The 26,199-nt window shown below is 71.7% G+C and carries 22 protein-coding genes, 1 tRNA gene and 4 pseudogenes; 12 read left to right on the forward strand and 15 right to left on the reverse strand.

What is annotated here, in order from left to right:
* Positions 1-1,796: helix-hairpin-helix domain-containing protein (locus D3105_RS26985; RefSeq protein ID WP_118905604.1), on the forward strand; the 1,796-nt coding region annotated here is incomplete at its 5' end.
* 93 nt (positions 1,797-1,889) lie between these two features.
* Here the strand turns inward: D3105_RS26985 and D3105_RS26990 are convergent.
* Complete coding sequence (locus D3105_RS26990; RefSeq protein WP_118905605.1) at positions 1,890-2,552, reverse strand: hypothetical protein; 663 nt, start codon at positions 2,550-2,552, stop codon at positions 1,890-1,892.
* Between the two features lie 47 nt (positions 2,553-2,599).
* Here D3105_RS26990 and D3105_RS26995 point away from each other — a divergent pair, with 47 nt between their 5' ends.
* Positions 2,600-2,788, forward strand: a complete 189-nt coding sequence (locus D3105_RS26995) for a DUF5703 family protein (RefSeq protein WP_006123409.1) — start codon at positions 2,600-2,602, stop codon at positions 2,786-2,788.
* A 70-nt stretch (positions 2,789-2,858) separates the two neighbouring features.
* Here D3105_RS26995 and D3105_RS27000 read toward each other — a convergent pair whose 3' ends face one another.
* The 3 genes from D3105_RS27000 to D3105_RS27010 all read right to left on the reverse strand — a co-directional run bounded on the left by D3105_RS27000 (position 2,859) and on the right by D3105_RS27010 (position 5,530).
* Entirely contained in the window at positions 2,859-3,671 is an 813-nt protein-coding gene (locus D3105_RS27000) for a chaplin (RefSeq protein WP_118905606.1), read from the reverse strand.
* A gap of 140 nt (positions 3,672-3,811) precedes the next feature.
* Positions 3,812-4,045, reverse strand: a complete 234-nt coding sequence (gene chpH, locus D3105_RS27005; protein ID WP_006123411.1) for a chaplin ChpH — start codon at positions 4,043-4,045, stop codon at positions 3,812-3,814.
* A gap of 153 nt (positions 4,046-4,198) precedes the next feature.
* Entirely contained in the window at positions 4,199-5,530 is a 1,332-nt protein-coding gene (locus D3105_RS27010) for a M20/M25/M40 family metallo-hydrolase (protein WP_006123412.1), read from the reverse strand.
* Between the two features lie 183 nt (positions 5,531-5,713).
* On the opposite strand from D3105_RS27010, the gene D3105_RS27015 reads away from it, so the two are divergent.
* Positions 5,714-5,801 (forward strand) — tRNA-Leu (locus D3105_RS27015).
* Positions 5,802-5,863: 62 nt separating this feature from the next.
* Positions 5,864-6,802, forward strand: coding sequence for a pseudouridine synthase (locus tag D3105_RS27020; protein WP_118905607.1), 939 nt, complete (start codon positions 5,864-5,866; stop codon positions 6,800-6,802).
* A gap of 9 nt (positions 6,803-6,811) precedes the next feature.
* Here D3105_RS27020 and D3105_RS27025 read toward each other — a convergent pair.
* The 3 pseudogenes from D3105_RS27025 to D3105_RS27035 all read right to left on the reverse strand — a co-directional run.
* Positions 6,812-7,333: pseudogene (locus D3105_RS27025) on the reverse strand (MBL fold metallo-hydrolase); the annotation flags it as partial.
* 20 nt (positions 7,334-7,353) lie between these two features.
* A pseudogene (locus D3105_RS27030) lies at positions 7,354-8,402 on the reverse strand (S-(hydroxymethyl)mycothiol dehydrogenase).
* Positions 8,403-8,472: 70 nt separating this feature from the next.
* Positions 8,473-9,095, reverse strand: a pseudogene (locus D3105_RS27035) (FadR/GntR family transcriptional regulator).
* A 132-nt stretch (positions 9,096-9,227) separates the two neighbouring features.
* Between D3105_RS27035 and D3105_RS27040 the strand changes: the two are divergent.
* The gene (locus tag D3105_RS27040; protein WP_118905608.1) at positions 9,228-9,752 is read left to right on the forward strand and encodes a gluconokinase; all 525 of its coding nucleotides are present in this window, start codon (positions 9,228-9,230) and stop codon (positions 9,750-9,752) included.
* 11 nt (positions 9,753-9,763) lie between these two features.
* Positions 9,764-10,984, forward strand: a pseudogene (locus tag D3105_RS27045) (GntP family permease); the annotation flags it as partial.
* 102 nt (positions 10,985-11,086) lie between these two features.
* On the opposite strand, the gene D3105_RS27050 reads toward D3105_RS27045, so the two are convergent.
* On the reverse strand, positions 11,087-12,658 hold the full coding sequence (locus tag D3105_RS27050) for an APC family permease (protein ID WP_118905609.1): 1,572 nt from the start codon (positions 12,656-12,658) through the stop codon (positions 11,087-11,089).
* 80 nt (positions 12,659-12,738) lie between these two features.
* Positions 12,739-13,710 (reverse strand): hypothetical protein, encoded by a 972-nt coding sequence (locus D3105_RS27055; protein WP_118905610.1) that lies wholly within the window; start codon positions 13,708-13,710, stop codon positions 12,739-12,741.
* A 203-nt stretch (positions 13,711-13,913) separates the two neighbouring features.
* Here D3105_RS27055 and D3105_RS27060 point away from each other — a divergent pair, with 203 nt between their 5' ends.
* Positions 13,914-14,339: an ASCH domain-containing protein gene (locus tag D3105_RS27060; RefSeq protein WP_118905611.1), complete on the forward strand. Its 426-nt coding sequence runs from the start codon at positions 13,914-13,916 to the stop codon at positions 14,337-14,339.
* Between the two features lie 99 nt (positions 14,340-14,438).
* Here the strand turns inward: D3105_RS27060 and D3105_RS27065 are convergent, their stop codons facing one another.
* Positions 14,439-16,100: an FAD-binding dehydrogenase gene (locus D3105_RS27065; RefSeq protein WP_118905612.1), complete on the reverse strand. Its 1,662-nt coding sequence runs from the start codon at positions 16,098-16,100 to the stop codon at positions 14,439-14,441.
* A gap of 110 nt (positions 16,101-16,210) precedes the next feature.
* On the opposite strand from D3105_RS27065, the gene D3105_RS27070 reads away from it, so the two are divergent.
* Genes D3105_RS27070 through D3105_RS27080 form a run of 3 tightly spaced genes read left to right on the forward strand, consistent with a single transcriptional unit; the run spans position 16,211 to position 17,465 of the window.
* Positions 16,211-16,720, forward strand: a complete 510-nt coding sequence (locus tag D3105_RS27070; protein ID WP_118905613.1) for an NUDIX domain-containing protein — start codon at positions 16,211-16,213, stop codon at positions 16,718-16,720.
* 38 nt (positions 16,721-16,758) lie between these two features.
* Positions 16,759-17,154 (forward strand): YidH family protein, encoded by a 396-nt coding sequence (locus D3105_RS27075; RefSeq protein WP_118905614.1) that lies wholly within the window; start codon positions 16,759-16,761, stop codon positions 17,152-17,154.
* Complete coding sequence (locus D3105_RS27080; RefSeq protein WP_118905615.1) at positions 17,151-17,465, forward strand: DUF202 domain-containing protein; 315 nt, start codon at positions 17,151-17,153, stop codon at positions 17,463-17,465. Before D3105_RS27075 ends, D3105_RS27080 begins: the two co-directional genes overlap by 4 nt.
* Before the next feature lie 19 nt (positions 17,466-17,484).
* Here D3105_RS27080 and D3105_RS27085 read toward each other — a convergent pair whose 3' ends face one another.
* Both D3105_RS27085 and D3105_RS27090 read right to left on the reverse strand, forming a co-directional pair.
* The gene (locus D3105_RS27085) at positions 17,485-18,420 is read right to left on the reverse strand and encodes an NADP-dependent oxidoreductase (protein WP_118905616.1); all 936 of its coding nucleotides are present in this window, start codon (positions 18,418-18,420) and stop codon (positions 17,485-17,487) included.
* A 64-nt stretch (positions 18,421-18,484) separates the two neighbouring features.
* Entirely contained in the window at positions 18,485-19,774 is a 1,290-nt protein-coding gene (locus tag D3105_RS27090; protein WP_118905617.1) for a glucarate dehydratase family protein, read from the reverse strand.
* A gap of 143 nt (positions 19,775-19,917) precedes the next feature.
* Between D3105_RS27090 and D3105_RS27095 the strand changes: the two genes are divergently transcribed.
* Together D3105_RS27095 and D3105_RS27100 are read left to right on the forward strand one after the other, a co-directional pair.
* On the forward strand, positions 19,918-20,940 hold the full coding sequence (locus D3105_RS27095) for a phosphotransferase family protein (protein WP_118905618.1): 1,023 nt from the start codon (positions 19,918-19,920) through the stop codon (positions 20,938-20,940).
* Positions 20,941-20,946: 6 nt separating this feature from the next.
* Entirely contained in the window at positions 20,947-22,161 is a 1,215-nt protein-coding gene (locus D3105_RS27100; RefSeq protein WP_118905619.1) for an acyl-CoA dehydrogenase family protein, read from the forward strand.
* Positions 22,162-22,243: 82 nt separating this feature from the next.
* On the opposite strand, the gene D3105_RS27105 is transcribed toward D3105_RS27100, so the two are convergent.
* The 3 genes from D3105_RS27105 to D3105_RS27115 all read right to left on the reverse strand — a co-directional run.
* Positions 22,244-23,581: a M28 family metallopeptidase gene (locus D3105_RS27105; RefSeq protein WP_118905620.1), complete on the reverse strand. Its 1,338-nt coding sequence runs from the start codon at positions 23,579-23,581 to the stop codon at positions 22,244-22,246.
* A 304-nt stretch (positions 23,582-23,885) separates the two neighbouring features.
* Complete coding sequence (locus D3105_RS27110; RefSeq protein WP_118905621.1) at positions 23,886-24,479, reverse strand: TetR/AcrR family transcriptional regulator; 594 nt, start codon at positions 24,477-24,479, stop codon at positions 23,886-23,888.
* A gap of 49 nt (positions 24,480-24,528) precedes the next feature.
* A partial coding sequence (locus tag D3105_RS27115; protein WP_240647034.1) for an AMP-binding protein occupies positions 24,529-26,199 on the reverse strand: 1,671 nt, incomplete at its 5' end.

Raw genomic sequence — 26,199 nt, forward strand, 5'->3', positions numbered from 1 at the left:
CCCCCGCACCCCAGGCCGCCCCCGCCCCGCAGGCCGCCTCTCCGGAGGCCCTGGACGCGGTGCGCGCGGTGCTCGTGGAGGGCGGTGCCCCCGAAGCACTGGCCAGCCCGGCCGTCGGCGCGCTGGGCGAGCCGGCGGCCGAGCTGCTGCGCACCGACCCCTGGCAGCTGCTGGCCGTGCCCGGTGTGCGGCCGGAGCAGGCCGACGGCTTCGCCCGGGCCCTGCTGGGCGCCGACTGCGGCCCGGACGACGGCCGCCGGACGGCCGCCCTGGTCGGCTGGGTGCTGGAGCGCGCCGCCCTCCAGGGCCACACGGCCCTGGACGCCGAGGCCGTCCGGGCGGCGCTCGCCGAGCGTGCGGTGAGCGACCCGGGCGCGGCGGTCCGCGAGGCCGTCGAGGAAGGTGTCGCCCTGCTGTTCCAGGAGGGCGGGGACGAGGAGCCGGACGAGACCGAGGCGGACGCGGACGGGACGGATGAGGGCGACCTCGCGCCGGACGCCGATACGCCCCGGGAGCCGGTCCGGATCCTGCTGGGTCTCGACCGCTACGCCCTGGCCGAGGAGAGTCTCGCCGACGGTCTGGCCCGGCTGGTCAACACCTGCGAGAAGGCCGCCGACTGGGCGGAGGCCGCTGCCGCCGCCCCGAGCCCGTCGGCCGCCGAGCTGATCCGTACGACCGCCGCCGCCGGACTGGTCACGCACAGCGGCGGTGAGGCGGCGCGGGCCGAGCCCGCCGCGCTGATCGCCGCGGCACGGGGTCTGGGGCTGCGGGCCTTCGGCGCGGCTCACAGCGAGGACGGGCGGCGGCGGCTCGCCGAGGCCGTCGGCGAGCCGGACACGGCGGTCACGCTGGTCGGCCTGCTCTCCGGCGCACAGGGCCCCGGCCGGGACGAGGACGGGGCGCTCGCCCTGGACCTGCTGGTCGTGCTGGACGCCCCGCAGCTGGACGTGGAGGGCGCGGCGGTCCTGGTCGAGGCGCTGGCCGACGGCGCCCGGCTGGTGCTGAGCGGTGACCCGGGCGTGCTGGGCTCTGCGGGCGCCGGGCGGGTGTTCGCCGATGTGCTGGCCGCCCGCACCTGCCCGCAGGTCGTCTCCCGCACCCCGGACCCCGGCCCGATCGGCGAGCTGGTCTCCGGCATCGGCATCGGCGAGCTGAACCAGGTCGACACCCCGGGCAAGGAGGTGGTGATCGTCCCCGTCCGGGACGCGGGCGAGGCCGTCCACCGCACCGTGCAGCTGGTCGCCGACTCGGTGCCCCGGGCCTTCTCCATCCCTGCCGACGAGACCCAGGTGATCACGGTGGGCCATGGCGGGGCCGCCGGGACCAGGGTGCTCAACGAGGCGCTGAAGCAGCGGCTCAACCCGGGCCCCGGCCGATTCGGCGGTTTCGACCCGGGCGACCGGGTGGTCCACGTGCCCGCACCCGGCCGGGCCGTGCCCGGGGTGGTGCGCTTCGCCGACGCCGAGGGGCTGCACCTTGACTGCGGGGGCGTCCCCGTCGTCGTACCGCAGGAGCGGGTGGAGCCGTCGGTGCGGCACGGCTGGGCCCTCAGCGCCCACCAGGCGGCCGGGATGCGCTGGCCCGCCGCGGTGGTCGTGCTGCCGGGCGACGCGGCGCAGGGGCTGAGCCGACCCTGGGTCTACACCGCGTTCGGCCGGGGCGAGCGGCATCTGTCCGTGGTGCACGGGGTGGACCAGGCGCTCTCCCACGCGGTGGCGCAGGTCCCGGCCCAGGAGCGGACGACCCGGCTGCGCCCGCTGCTGGAGGCGCTCCCGACGCCCGACGCGGCTTCCTGAGCGGCACGGCGCGGACAGCGGTGGGCCCCGGCGCGATGCGCGCCGGGGCCCACTGTCACGTCCGGTGCGGGGCGGGGCGGGAACAGGCTCCGGTCAGGCGCCGCCCACCGCCGGTCCGGCGAAGTCCTCGTCCGACTCGTCCTCCTCGTCGAAGACCGCGCTGACGTCGAAGCGGCAGACCACCAGTTCGGGATCGGCGTCCTCGAAGGGGGCGCCGAGCCACTCCCCCGGTTCCGGTGCCGCTTCCCCGGCCGAGACCCAGAGGGTGGAGTCGCCCTCCTCCAGGCCGAACTCCTTGTGCCGGGAGGCGATCTCGTCCGGTTCGTACTCGCCGAAGAGGACGCCGAGCGCGGCGTGGACGCTGGTGCCGACCACCGGGGTCGTGTCCTCGGCGCCCGGCCCAGCGTCGACGTCGGCGAGGCGCTGGGCCTGGGCGAGGAGGCGCTCGGGCTCGGCGACCACGTAGTCGCGGCGGATCAGGACACTGAGCGCGCTGGGCTCCGCGGGACCGGCGTAGGGCGGCAGGGAGTCGTCCGCACCGGGGATCTCGAAGGGGGTGACTTCGTCGTAGCGGTCGTAGAGGAGTTCGTCGTAGACCTCGGCGGCAGCGGCCAGGGCGTTGAACGCGTCGTAGACGGCGGCGTCGTCGTCCCCGGTACGGCGTTCGACCGCGTCGAGGTGACGGTCGATCGCGGCTTTGACCGCTTCGGCGGCGGCACGTACCTCGGCAGCGGTGGGCTGCGCAGCATCAGACATAGTGCAGACGCTATCCGTAGCGGGGCTCTGCCCGCACAATAGATGCGATGCCGGAATACGAATTCATCGACGTGTACGTGCCGCGCGGGGTCTCCCGCAAGGATGCGGCCCGACTCCTGACCGACCACGCCGAGTACGGACACTGGGAGCTGGACCGCCTGACGCTCCGCAGGGACGGCAGCCGCAGAGTGCGGCTGCGCCGACGGATCATCCGTCAGCTGCGGGCGACCTGGTGACATGGAGCGGGCCCCGCGGTGGCGGGGCCCGCTCTCTTTCGTGCGGTGTGCCGTGCTGTACGCGCCCGGATCAGGCAGCGCTGCGCGAGCGGCGGTAGAGCACCGATCCGGCGCCGGCGAACAGCAGTCCGGCGCTGGCCGGGATGAGCAGTTCGAGCCCGTCACCACCGGTCTGTGCGAGCTGCTCGCGGGGAACGTTCCGGGTCTCGGGGGCGTTCGGCTCGGGCGGCTGGCTGACCGGCGGGTCGACCGGCTTCTCGGGCGTGACCGGGGGCTTCTCCGGCTGCTCGGGCGGCGGGGGCGGAACCTCGGCGTCGTTGGAGCAGCTGTTGCCGAAGACGGGGTTCAGCAGTCCGCCGATGGTGACGCTGTTCCCGCAGAGGTTCACGGGGATGTCGATCGGCGCCTGTACCGAGTTGCCTGAGAGGATGCCGGGCGAGCCCTGGGCGGTCCCTTCGGCGGTGGCGCCGCCGTCCGGAGCCCGGTGGCGGCCCGTGCCGGGCTCGGAGGTGCGGTCCGAGGCCGTGGTGTCGCCGGCCTGGGCGCCGTTCCCGGAGCCGCCGGGGACCGAGCGGTCCTGGGCGCCGCCGGAGCGGTCGGACGCGGATCGGTCGGACTGCGCGGACCGGTCGGATCCTGCTGATCCGTTTCCGCAGTCGTTCCCACTGGCGGGGTTGAGCAGTCCGCCGACGCTGACGGAATTTCCGCAGACGTTGACCGGGATGTCGATCGGGACCTGGACCGAGTTGCCGGACAGCACGCCCGGCGAGCCGGAGGCGGTGCTCGCCGCTCCGGAGTCGGCGTGGGCGTATCCACCGCTCAGCGCGAGCACTCCGCCCGCAGCCGCCATGGTGATCAGGCCTTTACGAGTGACCTGTCGCATAGGTTCGTTTCCTGCCTTCTGGCTTCCGAAAAACCCCCGGACATGACCGTGCGGGAGCCGAATGCCGAACGGTCCCGGAGTGCATGGAGTGCACTCCGGGACCGGTCGAGCTCAAACCCTTACGGGTTGACGTTCAACGATCAGGCGTTGACGCAGGTGTTGCCGAAGGCGGGGTTCAGCAGACCGATCACGGAGACCGTGTTGCCGCACACGTTGACCGGCACGTGGACCGGAACCTGGACGACGTTGCCGGAGAGCACGCCGGGGCTGCCGATGGCCGCACCCTGGGCGCCCGCGTCGGCGGAAGCCATGCCCGCACCCGCGAGAACGAGGCCACCGGTGGCAGCCGCAACTGCGACGACCTTCTTGATCATGATTCCTCCTAGTTGGAAAATGCGGTCCCAGCCGCGGACCGCAAACCTTGTAACGAGGAGGAATTCGCGGGGCTACGTGTGAACGGCTCGTTTCACCCGTTCGGACATGTCCGCACAGGTGGCCGAATCGGCGGCGAATCGGTCATGGACCGGTCAGGAGTGGTCGATGAACCGGTCGAGCACCCGCACGCCGAACTGAAGCCCGTCGACCGGGACCCGCTCGTCGACGCCGTGGAACATCCCGGCGAAGTCCAGCTCCGGCGGCAGCTTCAGCGGGGCGAAGCCGAAGCCGCGGATGCCCAGGTCGTCGAAGGACTTGGCGTCGGTGCCGGCCGACAGCATGTACGGCACGGCCCGGGCGATCGGGTCCTCGGCGACCAGCGCGGTCTGCATCGCGTCGACCAGGGCCCCGTCGAACGTGGTCTCCAGGGCCTTGTCCGCGTGCACGTCCTCGCGCCGGACGTTGGGGCCGAGGATCCGGTCCAGGTCGGCGAGGAACTCCTCCTCGTACCCCGGCAGGTACCGGCCGTCGACATGGGCGGTCGCCTGGCCCGGGATGACGTTGACCTTGTAGCCGGCGCCGAGCTGGGTGGGGTTGGCGGTGTTCTGGAGCGAGGCGCCGATGAGCTTGGCGATGCCGCCGAGCTTGGCGAGCGTCTCGTCCATGTTCTCCGGGTCCAGCTCGGTACCGAGCGCGTCGGAGAGCTCGTCCAGGAAGTGCCGCAGCGTCTTGGTGACCCGCACCGGGAACTTGTGCCGGCCCAGCCGCCCGACCGCCTCGGACAGCTCGGTGATGGCGTTGTCCTTGTGGATCATCGAGCCGTGTCCGGCGGTGCCGTCCACGGTCAGCTTCATCCAGTGCATGCCCTTCTGGGCCGTCTCCACCAGATACAGCCGCAGGTTCTCGTTGACGGTGAAGGAGAAGCCGCCGACCTCGCTGATCGCCTCGGTGACGCCCTCGAAGAGGCCCGGGTGGTTGTCCACGAGATAGCGGGCCCCGTACGTGCCGCCCGCCTCCTCGTCCGCGAGGAAGGCGAGCACGATGTCGCGCGGGGGCTTGCGGCCGCTGCGCATCCGCTCCCGTACGACCGCGAGGGTCATCGCGTCCATGTCCTTCATGTCGACCGCGCCCCGGCCCCAGACGCAGCCGTCCGCGATCTCCCCGGAGAACGGGTCGTGCGTCCAGTCCGCCGCGTTGGCCGGGACGACGTCGGTGTGCCCGTGGATGAGGAGCGCCGGACGGGAGGGGTCCTCGCCCTCGATCCGGGCGACGGTGGAGGCGCGGCCCTTGTGCGACTCGAAGATCTGCGGCTCCAGGCCGACCTCCGCGAGCTTCTCCGCGACGTACTCGGCGGCAAGCCGCTCGCCGGGACCCGAGTGGTCTCCGTAGTTGCTGGTGTCGATCCGGATCAGGTCACGACAGAGGTCGACGACCTCCTGCTCGGCCCTGCCGGTGCCGGCCTTGCCCGTGCTGCTCTCACTCACGCTGGTTCCCTCCACTGTCGCTGTGGTGCTCCTTCCCATCCTCCCGCGCCCACGGCGTACGCCCAAGGCCGCACACCCCCCGTCACGCACCGTTCACAGCCATCGGGGCGTGATCGAGCACCCTCGAATGTTTGCTATGGTTTTCCACGTCGGAACGGGCACGGCCCGCGAGACAGACACCTTGTCCGGGTGGCGGAATGGCAGACGCGCTAGCTTGAGGTGCTAGTGCCCTTTATCGGGCGTGGGGGTTCAAGTCCCCCCTCGGACACCAGCAGGAGCCTCACTTCGGTGGGGCTCTTTTGCGTCACCGGGCGATCACGGAGAGGGGCGAGGATGCGGGGTCGCAGAAGGCCGCCCGCCGCCCCTCTTCCCCAGCGGGACGGAATCGATGCCGTACGGGTGCGGCTTCCGGAGGATCCCGAAGGGTTGTGGGCCACCATCGGGGAGCATCTGGTCGGCCGTTTCGGCGGGGCGATCGGGACGGACCGGGTGGCCGGGATGCTGGACGCCGGGCGGTTCGTGGGGGCCGACGGGGTCGCCGTGCGGGGCTCGGAGCCGTACGCCGCCGGGCGGTATCTCTGGTTCCACCGGGACTTCGCGCCCGAGGAGCCGGTGCCCTTCCCGGTCGGGGTGGTGTACCGGGACGAGCGGATCGTGGTCGCGGACAAGCCGCACTTCCTGGCGACGATGCCCCGGGGGCGGCACATCACCGAGACCGCGGTGGCTCGGCTGCGGCGGGAGCTGGAGCTGCCCGCCCTCCAGCCCGCGCACCGGCTGGACCGGCTGACGGCGGGGCTGGTGCTGTTCGTGGTGCGGCCGGAGGACCGGGGTGCGTATCAGACGCTGTTCCGGGACCGGTTGGTGCGGAAGGAGTACGAGGCGCTGGCCCCGTACGACCCCTCGGTGGCGCTCCCCCGGACCGTACGCAGCCGGATCGTGAAGGAGCGCGGGGTGCTCGCCGCCCGGGAGGAACCGGGCGAGGCGAACAGTGAGAGCCGGGTGGAGCTGGTGGAGCACCGGGGCGGGATCGGGCGGTACCGACTCCTGCCGGCGACGGGGCGGACGCATCAGCTGCGGGTCCATATGAACGCCTTGGGGCTGCCGATCGTCCACGATCCGCTGTATCCGGTGGTGGTGCCGGAGGGAGCGGTGGAGGACGGGGAACGGCCCTTGCAGTTGCTGGCGCGGGTGCTGGAGTTCACCGATCCGGTCGGCGGGGAGCCGCGTCGCTTCACGAGCGGGCTGCGGCTCTCCGCCTGGCCGGAGGGGTGACGTACGCGCTCAGTGGCCGCGCTTGATCCACTCGTCGAGCTGCGGGGCCTCCGCGCCGATGGTGGTGGGGTCGCCGTGGCCGGTGCGGACCTTGGTGTCGCCCGGGAGCGTGAGCAGCCGGTCCCGGATCGAGTCGATGATCGTGGGGAACGACGAGAAGGACCGGCCGGTGGCGCCGGGGCCGCCCTGGAAGAGGGTGTCGCCGGTGAAGACGGTTCCCAGCTCGGGTGCGTACAGGCAGACCGCGCCGGGGGCGTGGCCCGGGGTGTGCAGGACCGTGAGCGTGGTGCCCGCCACGGTGAGTTCCTGACCGTCGGTGAGGGCGCCGTCGGGGGTGTGCTCCGGGTGGGTCTGCAGCCAGAGCGGCAGGTCGTCCGGGTGGAGCAGGATCGGGGCACCGGTGGCCGCCGCGAGGGCGGGAGCGGCGTCGATGTGGTCGTTGTGCGCGTGGGTGCAGACGATGGCGCGCAGCGTACGGCCGCCGAGCGCGGCCTCGATGGCGGCGGCGTCGTGGGCGGCGTCGATGACCAGGTGGTCGATGCGGGCGGTCATCAGAAGACCACCACCGAGCGGAGGACGTCACCGTCGTGCATGCGGGCGAAGGCCTGCTCGATGTCGCCGAGTCCGATGGTCTCGGTGACGAAGGCGGCGAGGTCGAGGCGGCCCTGCTGGTGGAGGTCGACGAGCATCGGGAAGTCACGGGAGGGCAGGCAGTCGCCGTACCAGGAGGACTTGAGGGAGCCGCCGCGGCCGAAGACGTCCAGGAGCGGCAGTTCGAGCTTCATGTCGGGGGTGGGGACGCCGACGAGGACGACCGTTCCGGCGAGGTCACGGGCGTAGAAGGCCTGTTCGTAGGTCTCCGGGCGGCCGACGGCCTCGATGACGACGTCGGCGCCGTTGCGGTGCGGGAGTTGACGGTGTGGGTGGCGCCCATCTTCTTCGCCGTCTCCAGCTTGCGGTCGTCGATGTCGACCGCGATGATCTTCGCCGCGCCGGCCAGCCGGGATCCGGCGATGGCCGCGTCGCCGACGCCGCCGCAGCCGATGACGGCGACGGAGTCGCCGCGGCCGACCTGGCCGGTGTTGATGGCGGCGCCGATGCCCGCCATGACGCCGCAGCCGAGGAGTCCGGCGACCTCGGGGGCGACCTCGGGGTCGACCTTGGTGCACTGGCCGGAGGCGACGAGGGTCTTCTCGGCGAACGCGCCGATGCCGAGGGCGGGCGACAGCTCCGTGCCGTCGAGCAGCGCCATCTTCTGCTGGGCGTTGTGGGTGTCGAAGCAGTACCAGGGGCGGCCGCGCAGACAGGCGCGGCACTGGCCGCACACCGCACGCCAGTTGAGGATGACGAAGTCGCCGGGGGCGACGTCCGTGACGCCTTCGCCGACCGACTCCACGACACCGGCGGCCTCGTGGCCGAGGAGGAAGGGGAACTCGTCGTTGATGCCGCCCTGCTTGTAGTGCAGGTCGGTGTGGCAGACCCCGCACGCCTGGATCTTCACGACGGCCTCGCCGGGGCCGGGGTCCGGGATCACGATCGTCTCGACCCTGACCGGCTCGTTCTTGCCCGGTGCGATGACCGCTTGCACCTGCTGTGCCATAACCGTGCTCTCCCTGCTCCCGCGCTTCGCGAAGATCGAACGCGGACCACCGTACGCCTCGGGGACCCCTCTACGGGGCGAGGACGTCCAGTTCGTGCAGGGCGCCGACCGCGATCTCCTTGGTGATCCGCTCGGCGGCCTCCGGGTCTGGGTGCGGCCCGCGAGGACCTCGGCGACGACGTCCCCGAGGCGGGCGAACATCTCGTTGCCGGAGGCGTTGAGGACGATGCGGTGGAAGGCGATGTCGTGTTCGAGGTAGCCCTCCAGCTGCTGGCCGCGCGAGGTGGCGACCATGCCGAGGGCGCGTTCGGTGAGCTCGGCGCACTGTTCGGCGGTGGCGTTGCGGGCGGCGAGGCCCGCCGCGACCGGCTCGATGGCGGAGCGCAGCACGGTGAGGGAGCGCAGCTGGCGGGGGCGGTCGGCGCCGGCCAGGCGCCAGCGGATGACCTGGGGGTCGTACACGTTCCAGGTCTCGGTGGGGCGGACCGTCACGCCGACGCGGCGGCGGGACTCGACCAGGTGCATCGATTCCAGGACCCGGATGACTTCGCGGATCACCGTACGGGAGACGTCGAAGCGCTGGGCGAGCTCGTCGGTGCGCAGCACGCTGCCGGGCGGGCACTGGCCGGAGGAGATCTCCAGACCCAGGGTGTCCAGCACATGTGTATGCAGCCCCTGGCTCTGTGTGGTCATGGGTCAAGCCTACGGGGCAAGCCACGGGAATAATAAGTACGACGTTTACGTCACAGGGTCTTGAATAAGTCGTACCTAATAGGTTTCAGTAGCGCGACGGACCGATGTCGAAGAAGACAGCGAGACACCCCTATGAACACCGCACCCCGCAGCACCCCGCACGTCGTCGTGGTGATGGGCGTAGCAGGAACCGGCAAGACCACGATCGGTCCCCTGCTCGCCGCCGAACTCGGCGTTCCGTACGCCGAGGGCGACGATTTCCATCCCCCGGCGAACATCGCCAAGATGTCGGCCGGCACCCCGCTGAACGACGACGACCGCCGGCCCTGGCTGGACGCCATCGGCGAGTGGGCGCACGGGCGGGCGGGGCTCGGCGGGGTCGTCTCCAGCTCCGCGCTCAAGCGGGTCTACCGGGACCGGCTGCGGGACGGGGCGCCGGACGCCCTCTTCCTGCATCTGACCGGTGACCGGGCGCTGATCGAGGAGCGGATGGCGGACCGCAAGGGCCACTTCATGCCCACCGCGCTGCTCGACTCGCAGTTCGCGACACTGCAGCCGCTCCAGGCCGACGAGGCCGGGGTGAGTGTCGACGTGTCCGGAACCCCCGAGGAAATCACCCAGCGAGCCGTCGCCGCGCTGCGCCGGCTCGACAGTTAAGGACCATCACCGTGACCAGTCTCAGCGTCGAGATGCTGGCAGCGGACGCCGCCGAACCGATCACCTCGGCAGGCAACGCTCAGTTGGGTATCGCCGTCCTGGCGGGTATCGCCGTCATCGTTCTCCTCATCACCAAGCTCAAGATGCACGCGTTCCTGGCGCTGACCATCGGTTCGCTGGCGCTCGGCTCCTTCGCCGGAGCCGCCCCGGGCGACACGATTCTCAGCTTCACCGCGGGCCTCGGCTCCACCGTCTCGGGCGTGGGCGTCCTGATCGCGCTCGGCGCGATCCTCGGCAAGCTGCTCGCCGACTCCGGCGGGGCCGACCAGGTCGTCGACACCATCCTGGCGAAGGCCGGCGGCCGGGCGATGCCCTGGGCGATGGTCCTCATCGCCTCGATCATCGGGCTGCCGCTGTTCTTCGAGGTCGGGATCGTGCTGATGATCCCGGTCGTGCTGCTCGTCGCCAAGCGCGGCAACTACTCCCTGATGCGGATCGGCATCCCCGCGCTCGCCGGGCTCTCGGTGATGCACGGGCTGATCCCGCCGCACCCCGGCCCGCTGGTCGCGATCGACGCCCTGGACGCCAACCTCGGTGTGACGCTGGCGCTCGGTGTGCTGGTCGCCATCCCGACGGTGATCATCGCCGGTCCGGTCTTCTCCCGTTACGCCGCGCGCTGGGTGGACATCAAGCCGCCGGAGAACATGATCCCGCAGCGGCCCTCGGAGGAGCTGGACCGCCGTCCGAGCTTCGGCGCCACCCTGGCGACGATCCTGCTCCCGGTCGTCCTGATGCTGCTGAACGCGCTCGTCGAGATCGTCGTCGACAACCCGGAGAACGGCCTCCAGAAGGTCACCATGGTCCTCGGTTCGCCGCTGATCGCGCTGCTCGCGGCCGTCCTGGTCGGGATGTTCACGCTCGGCCGGGCCGCCGGATTCACCAAGGACCGGATCGCCGGCACCGTGGAGAAGTCCCTCGCCCCGATCGCCGGGATCCTGCTCATCGTCGGCGCGGGCGGCGGCTTCAAGCAGACGCTGATCGACGCCGGGGTGGGCCAGATGATCCTGGACTTCTCCGAGAACTGGTCGATCCCCGCCCTGCTGCTGGGCTGGCTGATCGCCGTCGCGATCCGCCTCGCCACCGGCTCGGCCACGGTCGCCACCATCTCGGCCGCCGGTCTGGTCGCCCCGCTGGCCGCCGACATGTCGACCTCGCAGGCAGCGCTGCTGCTGGAGCCGGGTTCCGTCCAAACGGCCATGAATGACGGACGCCCGCCCCGGGGTACGCAACCGGGGCGGGCGTTCGCGTGCGTACGTCGCGCGTACGGAGGTGCGTCAGCGGCGGGACGCCTCGCTCTCGGCCGCCTTCTCCAGCTGGAACGCCTCGTTGCCGAGGCCGATCCGGGCGTGCACCTCGGGCTTGGCCTTGCGCAGCACCGCCCCGTACACCAGGCCGCCGGCGAGGGCGAGGATGATCACGCCGGGCAGCAGCCAGTTGAGGGCCGAGCCGGGGCCGGAGCCGACGAGGACGTCGAAGTCGCGGACGGTGAAGACGGCGATCGCCAGGAGGGCGAGTCCGGCGAGGGCGGAGGCGACCAGGCGCGGGGCCTGCGCACGGCCCGCGCCGCGCTTGACGAAGAAGGCGATGACGGCGAAGGAGGCGGCGGCCATCAGCAGGATGACGCCGAGCGCGCCGACGTTGCCCATCCAGGTGAAGAGCCGCAGGACAGGGGCAGTGGGGTCGCCGACCGGGTTGTCGTCGGTGAACGCGAACGCCGCGATGATCACGACGGAGACGGCGGACTGGAGCAGCGAACCGGTGCCGGGAGCGCCGCTTGCCCGGTTGGTGCGGCCGAAACTTGCGGGCAGCAGACCCTCACGGCCCATCGCGAACGCGTAGCGGGCGACGACGTTGTGGAAGCTGAGGAGCGCCGCGAACATCCCGGTGACGAAGAGGATGTGCAGCACGTCGGTGAACGTCGAGCCCAGCCGCTCCTCGGTGAGGCCGAACAGCATGCCGGGGCCCTCCTTGAGGGAGGTGTCGGCGATGGAGCCGGGTCCGGCGGCGACGGTCAGGGCCCAGGAGCTGATGGCCAGGAACAGCGCGGCGTAGCCGACCGCGAGGAACATCACGCGGGAGACCACGATCTGCGGACGACTGGTCTCCTCCGCGTACACGGGGGCCTGCTCGAAGCCGACGAAGGCGGCGATGCAGAAGCAGAGCGCGGTGCCGAGCCCGGCGCCGGCGAGGGTCTCGGGGTTGAAGGCGTGCAGCGACAGGCCCTCGGGGCCCGGCTTGCTCACGGCGGCGATGTCGAAGATCACGACGAGGGCGCACTCGATGACCAGGAGGACACCGAGGACCTTGGCGTTGAGGTCGATCTTCAGCCAGCCGAGGACGCCGACGACGGCCGCCGAGACCAGGGCCGGTATCCACCACGCCGGCTCGATGTCGAGGTAGGTGGCGAAGATGCCGGAGACCTCGAAGCCGAGGATGCCGTAGATGCCGACCTGCATGGCGCTGTACGCCACCAGTGCCACGAGCGACGCCCCGGCGCCGGCGGTAGGGCCGAGCCCCCGGGCGATGTACGCGTAGAACGCCCCGGCGTTGTGGACGTGCCGGCTCATCTCCGCGTAACCGACGCTGAACAGCATCAGGACGATGCCCAGGATGATGTAGAGCAGCGGCTGGCCGACGATGCCCATCACGCCGAAGACCGTGGGCATCACTCCGGCGACCACCATCAGCGGGGCGCTGGCCGCGACCACCGAGAGCAGGAGGCCGGGGGTGCCGAGCCGGTCGGCGCGCAGGGCGCGTTCCTCGCCCTTGTAGGTGTTGATCCCGCCGGTATCGGCCGTCCCCCTGGTGGTGCCGGTCTCGCTGGAAAATGAACTGCCGGTCGACATGGCGGGATGGGTCCCTTTCTCGTGGTTCCTGGTGGTGGGGTGGTGCCCTTCGTGCTGCGTTCCGTGCTGTGTTTCGTGCTTCACGGGGTGCCGAGCGCGTAGGCGCGTGCGGTGGTGAACGCCCCATGGGGTTCCCGGCCGGAGTACGACCAGGGGGCCGGGGTGGCGTAGGAGCCGATGCGGTGGAAGAGGGCGGCGGCCTCGGCGGGCCGGCCCTCGCAGACCTTGGCGTGGGCCAGGAAGTTCAGGTCCAGGCGGTGGCGCGGGTGGTCGTCGCGCTCCCACTCCAGCCACCAGTCGAAGGCGGCCTTCATCACCTGGCGGGCCCGGCGGCCGGACCAGTGCTCGGAGCGCGCCGGGTCCTCGGGCTCGACGCCGGCGGCGACCAGGACGCGGTAGCGCTCGGCGTGGGCGACGACCGGGAGCACGGCCAGCGGGGAGTCCGCGGGGGCCAGCTCGGCGGCCCAGGCGGCGAAGTCGTACACCTCGTGGAGCGGGTCGTGGCCGCTGGCGGGGTTGCTCTCGGCCAGCAGCGCGGTCATCACATGGTGGGCGTGGTGGTGGTCGGGGTGGCGGGAGCGCACCTCCTCGAAGAGCCTGCCGGTCTCGTCCGCGCCGTCGTCGCGGCCCCGGTCCAGGAGGAGCAGCGCGAGCCACGGGGTGGGGTCGTCGGGGGTGAGGCGGGCGGCGGCCAGGCAGGCTTCCCGGGCGCGGGCGGCGTCGTTCGCCCTGGCCTTGGGCCGCAGAGCGCGAACGACCCGGGCGCAGGCGAGGAGGACGGCGGCGTCGGCGCTCTCGGGTTCGACGAGCAGCCAGTCACCGGCCCAGTCCTCGGCGGACGAGGTCTCGGCGAGAGCGAGTACGCGATGTCCGCGGCGGTCCCAGTCCCGTCCGGTGGCCACCAGCAGGGTGCGCGCATCGGACCATCTGCCCTGGACGAACTGTCCGCGTGCGGCGATGAGTTCGTCGTCGTCGAGGGCCGGGTCGAAGACGTGGTCCGAGCGGCTGCCCCGACGACGGGAGCGACCCAGGGGCGGCGGGGGCGGGGGCATGCCGCGGGCTTCTTTCGATGCGGTGTGCGAGCAGATGATCGCGCACAGCAAAGCGGCAGGCCATGCCCCACGTCAAGGGGCCCCTTGCGGCAACTGCTTCGGTGTCTTGGCCAGTTGGCCGGATCTGATCGGCCGTCGGCCGTATCGGCGCAGCGTGCGGGTGGGTCGGGCGGGGCGGGGGGGACGCCTGACACACTGCGTGCATGGAGCCTCGTGAACCCCTCGCCCCCTTCCTTCTCGCCTTTCCCGGGCCGTTGCGCGACCGGTTGGTGGCGGCGGTCCTGTCCGGCGAGAAGGTGTCCACCACCGGTTTGCTGTGCGAGTACGAGCTGGAGCAGGAGGAGTTGCCTCCGGTGGGCGAACGCTCCGCGCTGATCGACTCGGACGGCCGGGAGGTGGCGGTGGTGGAGGTGACCGAGGTACGGGTGCTGCCGCTGGGGGCCGTCGATCTGCAGCACGCGCTGGACGAGGGTGAGGGGTACACGTCGGTGGCGGAGTGGCGGGCGGGGCACGAGCGGTTCTGGCACAGCGAGGAGATGCGGGAGGCGTTGGGGGATTCGTCGTTCACGGTGGACGACGGGACGATGATCGTCGCGGAGCGGTTTCGGGTGGTGGAGCGCTTGGGGTGAACGCCGGGGCTCCGCCCCGGACATCGCTCCTCAATCGCCGGAGGGGCTTGACATGCGGGCCCGGTCCGCGGCGCTCAGGAAGGGCTCGGCGCGCCGGAGCTACGAGGCGACCGCTTCTGCCGCTGCCCTGCCCGCTGCCCTGCCCGAGAAGATGCAGCCGCCCAGGAACGTGCCCTCCAGGGATCGGTAGCCGTGGACTCCGCCGCCGCCGAAGCCCGCCGCCTCGCCCGCCGCGTACAGGCCGGGGAGCGGGGTGCCCTCGGCGGTCAGGACGCGGGAGGACAGGTCCGTCTCCAGGCCGCCCAAAGACTTGCGGGTGAGGATGTTGAGGCGGACGGCGATCAGCGGGCCCGCCGCCGGGTCCAGGATCCGGTGCGGCTTCGCCGTGCGGATGAGGCGGTCGCCCAGGTAGGCGCGGGCCCCGTGGATCGCGGTGACCTGGAGGTCCTTGGTGAACGGGTTGGCGATCTCGCGGTCCCGGGCGGTGATCTCGCGGCGCAGCTCGGCCGCGTCGATCAGGCCGTCGCCCGTCACCGCGTTCATGCCCCGGACGAGGGCGTCGAGATCCTTCTCCACGACGAAGTCCGCGCCGTTGTCCATGAACGCCTTCACCGGTGCGGGCACGTCCGCGCGGGCCCGGCCGATCACGTCGCGGACGGACTTGCCGGTCAGGTCCGGGTTCTGCTCGGAGCCGGAGAGCGCGAACTCCTTGCCGATGATCCGCTGGTTGAGCACGAACCAGGTGTACCCGTGGCCCGAGCCCATGATGTGTTCGAGGGTGCCGAGCGTGTCGAAACCGGGGAAGAGCGGGACCGGCAGCCGCTTGCCGCGCGCGTCCAGCCAGAGGGACGAGGGGCCGGGCAGGATCCGGATGCCGTGCCGGGACCAGATCGGGTTCCAGTTCTCGATGCCCTCGGTGTAGTGCCACATCCGGTCGCGGTTGATGTGGTGCGCGCCCGCCTTCTCGGCGATGCCCAGCATCAATCCGTCGACGTGGGCGGGGACGCCGGAGAGCATCTTCTCGGGCGGGGTGCCGAGCCGCTCGGGCCACTGGGCGCGGACCAGGTCGTGGTTGCCGCCGATGCCGCCGGAGGTGACGATCACCGCCTGGGCCTTCAGTTCGAAGGTGTCGGTGGTCTCCCGGCTGCTCGCGGTGCCGCGTTCGGCGGCGCTGGGCTCCAGGATCTCGCCGGTGACCGTGTCGAGCGCCCCGGCCGTGCGGGCGAGGCCGGTGACCCGGTGGCGGAACCGCAGCTGGACGAGCCCCTTGGCGACGCCCTCGCGGACGCGGCGCTCGAAGGGGGCGACGACGCCGGGTCCTGTGCCCCAGGTGATGTGGAAGCGGGGCACGGAGTTGCCGTGGCCGGTCGCGTCGTACCCGCCGCGTTCGGCCCAGCCGACGACCGGGAAGATCCGCAGCCCCTGCTGGTGCAGCCAGGAACGCTTCTCACCGGCGGCGAAGTCGACGTACGCCTCGGCCCATTTGCGCGGCCAGCGGTCCTCCTCCTCGCGGTCGAAACCCGCCGTGCCGAACCAGTCCTGGAGGGCCAGTTCCCGGCTGTCCTTGATCCGCATCCGGCGCTGTTCGGGCGAGTCCACGAAGAAGAGCCCGCCGAAGGACCAGTGCGCCTGGCCGCCGATGGACTGCTCGGGCTCCTGGTCGAGGAGGATCACGGAACGGCCGGCGTCGACCAGTTCGGCGGTGGCCACGAGCCCGGCGAGTCCCGCCCCGATCACGATCACATCAGCGTCGTACGCCATGGGTTCCATCCTGTCGGGGAGGGCGGGGCGGGAGACAAGTTACCCGTGCGTCAGATCTTGGATACCGGCCGCTGCCACGTCAACCGTCCGGGTGCTGTTGGATGAAACGCATGACGCCCTCTGACGAGATTCTGGACATCGTCGACGAGAACGACGAGGTCATCGGGCAGGCCCCCCGCGGCGAGGCGACCGCGCGGGGCCTGCGGCACCGCTGTGTGTTCATCGAGGCGCGGGACGCGGAGGGCCGGACCTTCGTCCACCGGCGTACGGCCACGAAGCTGGTCTTCCCCTCGCACTACGACATGTTCGTCGGCGGGGTCGTCGGTGCGGGCGAGTCGTACGAGGAGGCGGCACTGCGCGAGGCGGAGGAGGAGCTGGGCGTTTCGGGGCTTCCGCAGCCCGAACCGCTGTTCCGGTTCCTCTACGCCGATGGGGAGCACACCTGGTGGTCGGCCGTCTACCAGGTGCGGTGCGAGCTGCCGGTCTCCCCGCAGGTGGAGGAGGTCGCCTGGCACGCGTTCCTGGACGACGCCGAGCTGGAGCGGCGGCTCGACGAGTGGCCCTGGGTGCCCGACGGACTTGAGGCGTACCGGCGGCTGCGGGAGCTTCGGGCGGGCTGATCGGGCCCGTGCCGCGCGCACGGCCTAGGGTTTCCCGTGTGAAAAAGATCGCGCAGGGAGTACGGCTGTGGTTCGCGCCGCAGCGGATCCGGGAGGAGGGGGACACCCCCGACTACCGGTTCTCGCTGGCCAACGAGCGGACCTTCCTCGCCTGGATCCGGACGGCTCTGGCCCTGATCGGCGGGGGTTTCGCCGTCGATCAGTTCCTGCCGGAGCTGGTGTGGGGCGTCCGGGCCGGGCTCGCGCTCGGGCTGCTGGCCGCCGGGGTGCTCTGCGCGCTGCGGGCGGTCAACCACTGGGTGCGGTGCGAGCGGGCGATGCGGCGGGGCGAGGACCTGCCGGTGTCCCGGTTTCCGACCCTGCTGAGTCTGGTGGTCGCCGTCGTCGCCGTGGCGATGGTGGTGGTGGTCCTCTTCGGCTGGGAGGGCGTGTGACGGCGACGGCGGACCGGGATCCGGGGCTGCAGCCGGAGCGGACGCGGCTGGCCTGGCGGCGGACGACGCTGACCGCCACGGTGGTCGCGCTGCTCGCGGGGCGGCAGGCTCTGCACAGCGGGGCGACTCCGGCGGCGCTGGTCGCGGTGGCGCTGAGCGCGCTGACCTGGCTGGGGTTCCTGATGGTCGCCCACCGCAGGGTGAGCGTGCTGGGAGTGGCGCGGCCCGAGCGGTTCGCGCCGCGCGGGGCGCTGACGGCGGCTCTGTGCACGGTGGCGCTGGCGGTGTTCGCGGCGGCGATGCTGTTCTGAAACCGGCCGAGCAGCGCGCCTATGCGTCCCAGTCCACCGTGACCACGATCTTGCCGCGCGTCCGCCCCTCCTGGTTCAGCCGGTACGCCTCGGCGGCCTCCTCCAGCGGGAACACCCGGTCCACGTGCACGGTGACGATCCCCCGCTCAGCCAGCTCCGCTACCTGGGCCAGGTCCGCAGCGTCGGGGCGCACGAAGGCGTAGCGGCCGCCGTAGGAGAAGACCTCGTGGTCCGCGATGGAGGCGAGCCGGCCGCCCGGGGCGAGGGTCTCGGCGGAGGCTTTCAGGGCGTCGCCGCCCACCGTGTCGAAGGAGGCGTCGAAGCCCTCGGGGGCCAGTTCCCGCAGCCGTTCGACGAGGCCCTCGCCGTACTCCACGGGCTCCGCGCCCAGGCTGCGCAGGTGTTCGTGGTTGCGGGGGCTCGCGGTGCCGACGACCCGGCAGCCGGTGTGCCGGGCGATCTGGACGGCGAGCGATCCGACGCCCCCGGCCGCCGCGTGGATCAGGACCGTGTCGCCCTCGCGGATCTTCAGGGTGCGGTGCAGCACCTGGTACGCGGTCAGCCCGGCCAGCGGCAGACCCGCCGACTCCTCGAAGCTCAGGCTCAGGGGCTTGCGGGCGAGGGTGCGCACGGGGGCGGCGACGTACTCGGCGAACGTACCGCGTGAGAGGAAGTCTTCGCGTACGTAGCCGATGACCTCGTCGCCCACCGCGAACTCGTCGACGGCGACGCCCGGTTGCACGACGACCCCGGAGACGTCCCAGCCCGGGATCACCGGGAAGACGGCGTCGAGGGCGCCTTGGAGGTAGCCCTCGCGGGCCTTCCAGTCGACCGGGTTCACTGCTGCCGCCCGCACCTTCACCAGGACGCTGTCGGGGCCGACCTTGGGGTCGGGCCGCTCGCCGTACTCCATGACGTCGGCGGAGCCGTACGCGTTGTAGCTGATCGCCTTCATCCCTCGACCTTCCGCGCAGGTCAGGGTCGCCGCAACTCAGGCGGTACGGCCGTGGGCCCCGCCCTCACCAGCGCGGGACCGCCGGCGTCGTCCAGTCCGGGTCGGCGACGCGCATCGCCGCCGCGTCGTCGCGTTCGCGGTGGGTCCCGTCGTCCTTGAGCCAGCGGCGGTGCAGGGCGGCGAGGCGGTCGCGGTCCAGTTCGACGCCGAGGCCGGGGGCGTCGGAGACCGTCAGCCGGCCACCGGTGAAGGTGTGGCGCTCGGTGATGACGTCCTCGGTCTGCCAGGGGTAGTGGCTGTCGCAGGCGTACGCGAGGTCCGGCACGGTGGCGGCGACGTGGGTCATCGCGGCGAGGCTGATGCCGAGGTGGGTGTTGGAGTGCATGGAGAGTCCGACACCGAACGTGCGGCAGATGCCCGCCAGTTCCCGGGTGCGGTGCAGTCCGCCCCAGTAGTGGTGGTCGCTCAGGACGATGCGGACGGCGTCGCGGGCGAACGCCTCGGGGATCTCGGCCAGGGTGGTGACGCACATGTTGGTGGCGAGCGGGACGTCGGTGGAGGCGGCGACGGCGGCCATACCGTCCGTGCCGCTGGTGGGGTCCTCCAGGTATTCGAGGACGTCCTTCAGTTGGTCGGCGACGTACAGCGAGGTGGGGACGGACCAGGCGCCGTTCGGGTCCAGGCGCAGCGGGCGGCCGGGGAACGCCTCGGCCAGGGCGCGGATCGCGGCGATCTCCCGGTCGGGCTCGAAGACGCCGCCCTTGAGCTTGAAGGAGTCGAAGCCGTGGGTGTCGGCGAAGCGCCGGGCCTGGGCGACCACGCCGGCCGGGTCGAGCGCCGCGCCCCAGTCGTCGCGTTCGCCGGAGGCAGGGTGGGCGGCCCAGCGGTAGAAGAGGTACGCGCTGTACTCGACGCTGTCGCGGACTTTGCCGCCCAGCAGCGCGTGCACGGGCAGGCCCTGCGCCTTGCCGAGGGCGTCCAGGCAGGCGACCTCGAAGGCGGAGACGACCGAGAGCCGGATCTTCCCGGCGCTCCTGACCCCGCGCAGCCCTCCGGCGTCGACCCGGTCGTCGGCGGCGTGCGATGCGTCGCACACCTCGTCGGCCAGGGCGAACAGCCCGTTCACGTCGGTGACAGCCCTGCCGGGGAGCGCCTCGGCGAGCGAGCGTGCGGGCTCCAGATAGGCGCCGTCGCCGTAGGTCTCCCCCACGCCGGTGGTTCCGTCCCGGGTGACGACCTCCACGATGAGGCGCGGGGTGTACGGCTGGTGGACGCCCTGCGTGTTCAGCAGGGGCGGATCGGACACCAGGATCGGGGTGAGCCGGACGTCTTCGATCACCAGGGCTGTATTCATACATGAACTGTATTCAAGGATGCGTTTCATCACCAGAGTGCGGGCGACTTCCGGGGTGGCAGATCCCGAAGGGCACTGGACGACATACCGACTGGTCGGCATCATGGTACCGACCAGTCCGCAGTCGCCCGGAGGTACGCACCATGAGCTCAGTCCCCCCACCAGGTCTCGACCCGGAACTGCTGCGCGGCCATCTCGACCGCGAGCGACCGGGGCTGGTGAGCGGACCCCTCGAAGCGCGGCTGATCGAGGGCGGCCGCTCGAACCTGACGTACGTCGTCGGCGACGGGAGAGGACAGTGGGTGGTGCGCAGGCCGCCGCTCGGCCATGTGCTGGCCACCGCGCACGACATGACGCGCGAGTACCGCGTGATCAGCGGCCTGCACCCGACCGCCGTCCCCGTGCCGGAGCCGCTGCTGCTCTGCGAGGACGACTCGGTGCTCGGCGCGCCGTTCTACGTGATGGAGTACGTCGAGGGCACTCCGTACCGCACCGCCGAGCAGCTCGCCCCGCTGGGCCCCGAGCGCACCCGGGCGGCGGTCCTCGGGCTCGTCGACACCCTGGTCGACCTGCACGCCGTGGACCCGGAGGCGGTCGGGCTCGGGGACTTCGGGCGGCCCGAGGGGTTCCTGGACCGGCAGTTGCGGCGCTGGGGCAAGCAGTTGGACGCCTCCCGCAACCGTGACCTGGCGGGCATCGACGAGCTGCACGCCGCGCTCGGCCGTGCCCTGCCCTCCTCCCCCGCGCCCACCGTCGTCCACGGCGACTACCGCCTGGACAACGTCCTGATCGGCTCCGACGACCGGATCAAGGCCGTCCTCGACTGGGAGATGTCCACCCTCGGCGACCCGCTGACCGACCTCGGGCTGCTCGTGATGTACAGCTCCGACCTCGGTCTGCCGAAGTCGCCCGTCTCCACGACCAGCGGGGCGGCCGGGCACCCGTCCCCCGCCGAGCTGATCGAGCGCTACGCGGCCCGCTCCGGCCGGGACACCTCCGCCATCTCCTGGTACACCGCGTTCGCCTGGTTCAAGCTCGCCGTGATCCTGGAGGGCATCCACTACCGCTACACCCTCGGCCAGACCGTCGGCGCGGGCTTCGACCGGATCGGCGAGCTGGTCCCCGTCTTCATCGCGCACGGCCTCACCACCCTCCAGGAAGGCTGAACCCCCATGGACTTCGCATTCGACGCCCGTACCGAGGAGCTGCGTTCCCGCCTGCTCGCGTTCATGGACGAGCACGTGTATCCGGCCGAGCAGGTCGCCGAGGAGCAGCGGACGCGGCTCGCCTCGCCGTGGGACACCCCGGCGGTCGTCGGGGAGCTGAAGGCCGAGGCCAAGCGGCAGGGCCTGTGGAACCTCTTCCTGCCCGACGCCGAGTACGGGGCCGGGCTGACGAACCTCCAGTACGCGCCGCTCGCGGAGATCACCGGACGCTCCCCGCACCTCGCGCCGACCGCGACGAACTGCGCCGCCCCGGACACCGGGAACATGGAGGTGCTGTTCCAGTTCGCCACCGAGGCGCAGAAGAAGCAGTGGCTGGAGCCGCTGCTCGCCGGGGAGATCCGCTCCGCGTTCGCGATGACGGAGCCGGACGTGGCGTCGTCGGACGCGACGAACATCGAGACGCGGATGATCCGGGACGGCGATGACTATGTCATCAATGGGCGGAAGTGGTACATCTCCGGGGCGATGAACCCGGACTGCGCGGTCTTCATCGTGATGGGCAAGACCGACCCGGACGGCGAGGACATCCGCCGCCAGCAGTCGATGATCCTGGTCCCCCGCGACACCCCGGGCGTCGAGGTGCGGCGCGCGATGCAGGTGTACGGGTACGAGGACCACTCGCACGGCGGCCACGCCGAGGTGGTCTTCCACGACGTACGGGTGCCCGCGGCGAACCTGATCGGCGAGGAGGGCGGCGGATTCGCCATCGCGCAGGCGCGGCTGGGTCCGGGCCGGATCCACCACTGCATGCGGCTGATCGGGATGGCGGAGCGGGCCATCGAGCTGATGTGCCGGCGGGCGGTGGCGCGTACGGCGTTCGGCAAGCCGCTGGCCGCACAGGGCGTCGTGCAGAACTGGATCGCGGACGCCCGGGTGACGGTGGAGCAGCTGCGCCTGCTGGTGCTGAAGACGGCCTGGCTGATGGACACCGTGGGCAACAAGGGCGCGCACACCGAGATCCAGGCCATCAAGATCGCCACCCCGCGCGCGGTGGTGGACATCCTGGACTCCGCGGTGCAGCTGTACGGCGCGGGCGGGGTGAGCCAGGACTTCCCGCTGGCCGAGCTGTGGGCCTCGGCGCGCACGCTGCGGCTGGCGGACGGTCCCGACGAGGTGCACCAGCGGTCGCTGGCCCGGCGGGAGATCAAGAAGTACGTGTGAGGCACGCGGTGCGGCCCCCTCCCGAGGTGCTCGTCGGGAGGGGGCCGCCCCCTTACGCGTACGCGTACTCGTACGACAGGACTCAGAAGGTGAGCTTCCAGCTGTCGATGTAGCCCGTGTCCTGGCGGGCCACGTCCTGGACGCGGAGCTTCCAGGAGCCGTTGGCCACCTCGCTGGAGGCATTGACCGTGTACGTCGTGATGACGTTGTCGGCCGAGTCGCCGCTGCTGGAGTTCTTCAGCCGGTACGCGCTGCCGTCCGGGGCGAGCAGGTCCACCACGAGGTCGCCGCGGTAGGTGTGCTTGATGTCGACGCCGACCTGAAGTGCGGCCGGGGCGTTGCCCGTTCGTCCGGTGACCGCGACCGAGGAGGTCACCGCCGCTCCGGCGTCCGGGATCGCCACGTCGGTGGTGTTGCTGAACACGCCCTCGCCGGTGGGCGGTTCACCGGTGCCGGAGGACAGGGTCCAGATCGCGTGGGCGGCGGCGTCGCTGTTGCGGTCCAGGGCCGTGTCGTTGATGTTGCTCAGGTTGTCGCACGAGGAGTGGTAGCAGCGGTCGAACGCCTGGCCCGCCGTTCCGCCCCACTTCTGCGCCTGGGCCGCGGACTTCGTGTAGCCCGCGCCGGTGAAGAGCCCGCCGACGGGGACGCCGACGTTCTTGAACGGGGCGTGGTCGGAGCGGCCGTCGCCCTCGGTCTCGATCTCGGTGGGGACGTTCAGACCCGCGAAGTAGTCCTTGAAGGTCTTCTCGATGACCGGGTCGTCGTCGTAGACGAAGTAACCGGCGTTGGGCGAGCCGATCATGTCGAAGTTGAGGTAGCCGGAGAGCTTGGAACGCTCGGCGGACGGCAGGTTGTTGACGTAGTACTTCGAGCCGATCAGGCCCAGCTCCTCCGCGCCCCACCAGGCGAACCGCAGATGCTTGTCGGGCTGGCACCCGGCGCGGGAGACGGCGAGCGCGGTCTCCAGCACGGCGGCCGAGCCGGAGCCGTTGTCGTTGATGCCGGCGCCGGAGGAGACCGAGTCGAGGTGGGCCCCGGCCATCAGAACCTTGTTCGGGTCGCCGCCGGGCCAGTCGGCTATCAGGTTGTAGCCGGTGGCGCCGTTGGAGGTGAACTGCTGGAGCGTGGTGGTGTATCCGGCCGCGTCCAGCTTGGCCTTCACATAGTCGACGGACGCCTTGTAGCCGGGGCGGCCGTGGGCGCGGTTGCCGCCGTTGTTCGCGGCGATCGTCGAGAACTGCGAGAGATGGGCCTTGACGTTGGCCACGGGGATGTCGGGGGCTGCCGCGGCGGCCGCCTCCGGTGTCGGCGCTCCGGCGGCCTGCGCGCCGGGCGCGGCGGTCGCGAGAAGTGCCGCGAGGGCTACGGCGGCGACGGCCGCCGGGGATCTGCGCAGGGTGGAACGGTTCGGTCTCATTCACGGGCTCCGGATTCCGTTGGGGACTGACGGAACGTGCGGGGGGTCCCCGGCCGCGCGGTGATCCGGCCGGGTCCTGGAGCATGGGCCTGGACAAGCGGCCCAGAGGTGCGCAATGCGTGACCGATGCTCAAGGAAATGACAGTGCTCCGTCAAGAGCGGAAACCGGACAGGTCCGTTCTATTAACGAACGGATCTCTCCCCGCGAACGCTGGCGCCCCCGGTGGAGGCCGGACATACCTCATACATCCAGATTCGCCCCGCCCGGCGGGGCGGGCCACTGGATCACTCCGTGACTCGAGCCCTACGGGCGCAGGGCCCGCAGCAGCAGGTCCGCGAGGTGGTCGGCGACCTCCTGGCGGGTGAGCGGGCCGTCCGGGCGGTACCAGGTGGAGAGGTGGTGGACCGAACCGAAGTGGTAGTCGACGACCAGGTCGGCGGGGGTGGCGGAGGAGAACACGCCGCTGTTCTGCCCCTCCTCGATCAGCGCCCGGAAGCGCTCGTGGTAGCGGCGGCGCTCGACGCGTACCTGCTTGTTCTTCTCGGGGCTCAGGTGGTGCATGGAGCGGAAGAAGATCGCGGCGTCGTCCAGGTTGTCGATGGTCGTGACCACCACGTCGGCCGCCGCGTCGCGCAGCCGTTGCTCGACGGGGGCCTCGGCGTCCGCGAAGGCGTCCAGGCGCTCCTGCTGGAGCCGCAGCACCCGGGCGTAGACCTCCTGGAGCAGGTCCTCCTTGGAGCCGAAGTAGTGGTAGAGCGCCCCCTTGGTGACGCCCGCCGCCTCGACGATCTCCTGGACCGAGGTGCGGTCGTACCCGCGCTCGGCGAAGAGCCGGGTGGCGGCGGCCAGCAGCCTCTGGGGGACGGGAGTGCCGTTCTGGTCCGTCGCCTTGGCCATGAGCCGCCACCTTCCTTTCGTACTGTGCATGTGCTGTTTCGACGCTGTTCTAACGGGGGTAGCGCAGTTCCCGCCTGAGGATCTTCCCACTCGCCGTCTTCGGCAACTCGGTCAGGACCTCCACCTCGCGCGGATACTTGTACGCGGCGAGCCGTTCCTTGCAGTACGCACCCAGCTCACCGGGTTCCACCGAGGCCCCCGGGCGCAGACTCACGTACGCCCGGACGGTCTCCCCCCGGTAGGCGTCGGGGACGCCGACCACGGCCGCCTCCCGCACCGCCGGGTGGGCGTAGAGGACATCCTCCACCTCGCGGGGCCACACCTTGAACCCGGAAGCGTTGATCATGTCCTTCTTGCGGTCGACGACGTACAGCCACCCGGCCGCGTCCATGAACCCGATGTCACCGGTGCGCAGCTCGCCGTCCGGGAAGGCGGCGGCGGTGGCCTCGGGGAGGTTCCAGTAGCCGGAGACGACCTGGGGGCCGCGCACCGCGATCTCACCCTGCTCCCCGAAGGGCACCTCCCGCCCCTCCTCGTCGAGGATCCGGACGACGGTGTCGGGCCCGGGGACGCCGACGGAGAGCGTGCCGGAGACCGGGTCGACGGGGGCCTCCCGCTCGGGCGGGACCGAGGCGCAGGGTGCGGTGCACTCGGTGAGCCCGTAACCGTTGCGGATGTACGGGCCGAAGCCCGTGCGGAACTTCTCCACCAGCGCGGGCGGCAGGGGCGCGCCGCCGGAGGAGATCACCCGGAACGAGGCGAAGTGGTCCGGGGTGACGTCCGGGTGCGCGGCAAGCGCCATGAAGGCGGTGGACGGGCCGACGGTGTAGGCGGGGCGGTGAGCGGCGAAGGCCTCCAGGACGACGCCCGCGTCGAAGCGGTAGGCCAGGACGAGGGTGCCCGCGTTGGCGATGCAGGCGGAGAGCTGGCAGACCATGCCGGTGATGTGGAAGAGCGGGGCGAGCGCGAAGTAGACGGAACCCTCGGCGATCGGATGGCCGGTGCGCTGGCGTTCGGCGTTGACCATGATGTTGCCGTGGGCGTTCATCGCGCCCTTGGGGGTGCCGCTGGTGCCGGAGGTGTAGCTGATCAGCGCCACGTCCTCGGCGGTGAGACCGCGGTCCGCCGGGGCCGGGTTCCCGGCGCGGGCGGCGGCCAGCAGATCGTCCGCGAGGTCGTCGGGGCCGGGGGCCGGGAGCCGTTCGAAGCCGAGGACGCGTTGGTCGTTCACGCTCTGGAAGTCCAGCTCACAGGCGGTCAGCGCGATACGGACGTCGGGGGCGGCCGCCGCGGTGTCCCGGAGATACGTCTCCCACGCCCGGTCCGAGCAGATCAGCGCGGTGACCCCGGCGTCCGCGAGGACGTGGCCGACCTCGCCCCCCTTGTACATCGGGTTGAGCGGTACGACGGTGGCCCCCGCCTTCCAGGCGCCCAGCAGCGCGAGGACGAAGTGCGGGCTGTTCTGGAGCATGATCGCGACCCGGTCGCCGCGGCGCAGCCCCCGGGCGGCGAGGTGCCCGGCCACCGAGTCGGACAGCTCGTCGGTCTCGCGGTAGCTGAGCCGGCCGTCGAAGTAGGCCAGGGCCGGGTGGTCCGGGGCCCGGCCCACGGCCGCCCGCCAGGCGTGGAGCACGGTCGGGGGCGGGGTGACGGGGGCGCGCTGGGCCTCGCTGAGCAGGGCGAGCCAGGGCTGGGCGGCGTAGACCGAGCCGGTGGGGGC

This window comes from Streptomyces globisporus (assembly GCF_003501885.1).
Taxonomy (GTDB): Bacteria; Actinomycetota; Actinomycetes; order Streptomycetales; family Streptomycetaceae; genus Streptomyces; species Streptomyces globisporus_D.

Coding starts and splice junctions, on each gene's coding strand:
- D3105_RS26990 (WP_118905605.1), bottom strand. CDS start 2,552: ATGTCTGATGCTGCGCAGCCCACCGCTGCCGAGGTACGTGCCGCCGCC.
- D3105_RS26995 (WP_006123409.1), top strand. CDS start 2,600: ATGCCGGAATACGAATTCATCGACGTGTACGTGCCGCGCGGGGTCTCC.
- D3105_RS27000 (WP_118905606.1), bottom strand. CDS start 3,671: ATGCGACAGGTCACTCGTAAAGGCCTGATCACCATGGCGGCTGCGGGC.
- chpH (WP_006123411.1), bottom strand. CDS start 4,045: ATGATCAAGAAGGTCGTCGCAGTTGCGGCTGCCACCGGTGGCCTCGTT.
- D3105_RS27020 (WP_118905607.1), top strand. CDS start 5,864: ATGCGGGGTCGCAGAAGGCCGCCCGCCGCCCCTCTTCCCCAGCGGGAC.
- D3105_RS27040 (WP_118905608.1), top strand. CDS start 9,228: ATGAACACCGCACCCCGCAGCACCCCGCACGTCGTCGTGGTGATGGGC.
- D3105_RS27050 (WP_118905609.1), bottom strand. CDS start 12,658: ATGTCGACCGGCAGTTCATTTTCCAGCGAGACCGGCACCACCAGGGGG.
- D3105_RS27055 (WP_118905610.1), bottom strand. CDS start 13,710: ATGCCCCCGCCCCCGCCGCCCCTGGGTCGCTCCCGTCGTCGGGGCAGC.
- D3105_RS27060 (WP_118905611.1), top strand. CDS start 13,914: ATGGAGCCTCGTGAACCCCTCGCCCCCTTCCTTCTCGCCTTTCCCGGG.
- D3105_RS27065 (WP_118905612.1), bottom strand. CDS start 16,100: ATGGCGTACGACGCTGATGTGATCGTGATCGGGGCGGGACTCGCCGGG.
- D3105_RS27070 (WP_118905613.1), top strand. CDS start 16,211: ATGACGCCCTCTGACGAGATTCTGGACATCGTCGACGAGAACGACGAG.
- D3105_RS27085 (WP_118905616.1), bottom strand. CDS start 18,420: ATGAAGGCGATCAGCTACAACGCGTACGGCTCCGCCGACGTCATGGAG.
- D3105_RS27090 (WP_118905617.1), bottom strand. CDS start 19,774: ATGAATACAGCCCTGGTGATCGAAGACGTCCGGCTCACCCCGATCCTG.
- D3105_RS27095 (WP_118905618.1), top strand. CDS start 19,918: ATGAGCTCAGTCCCCCCACCAGGTCTCGACCCGGAACTGCTGCGCGGC.
- D3105_RS27100 (WP_118905619.1), top strand. CDS start 20,947: ATGGACTTCGCATTCGACGCCCGTACCGAGGAGCTGCGTTCCCGCCTG.
- D3105_RS27105 (WP_118905620.1), bottom strand. CDS start 23,581: ATGAGACCGAACCGTTCCACCCTGCGCAGATCCCCGGCGGCCGTCGCC.
- D3105_RS27110 (WP_118905621.1), bottom strand. CDS start 24,479: ATGGCCAAGGCGACGGACCAGAACGGCACTCCCGTCCCCCAGAGGCTG.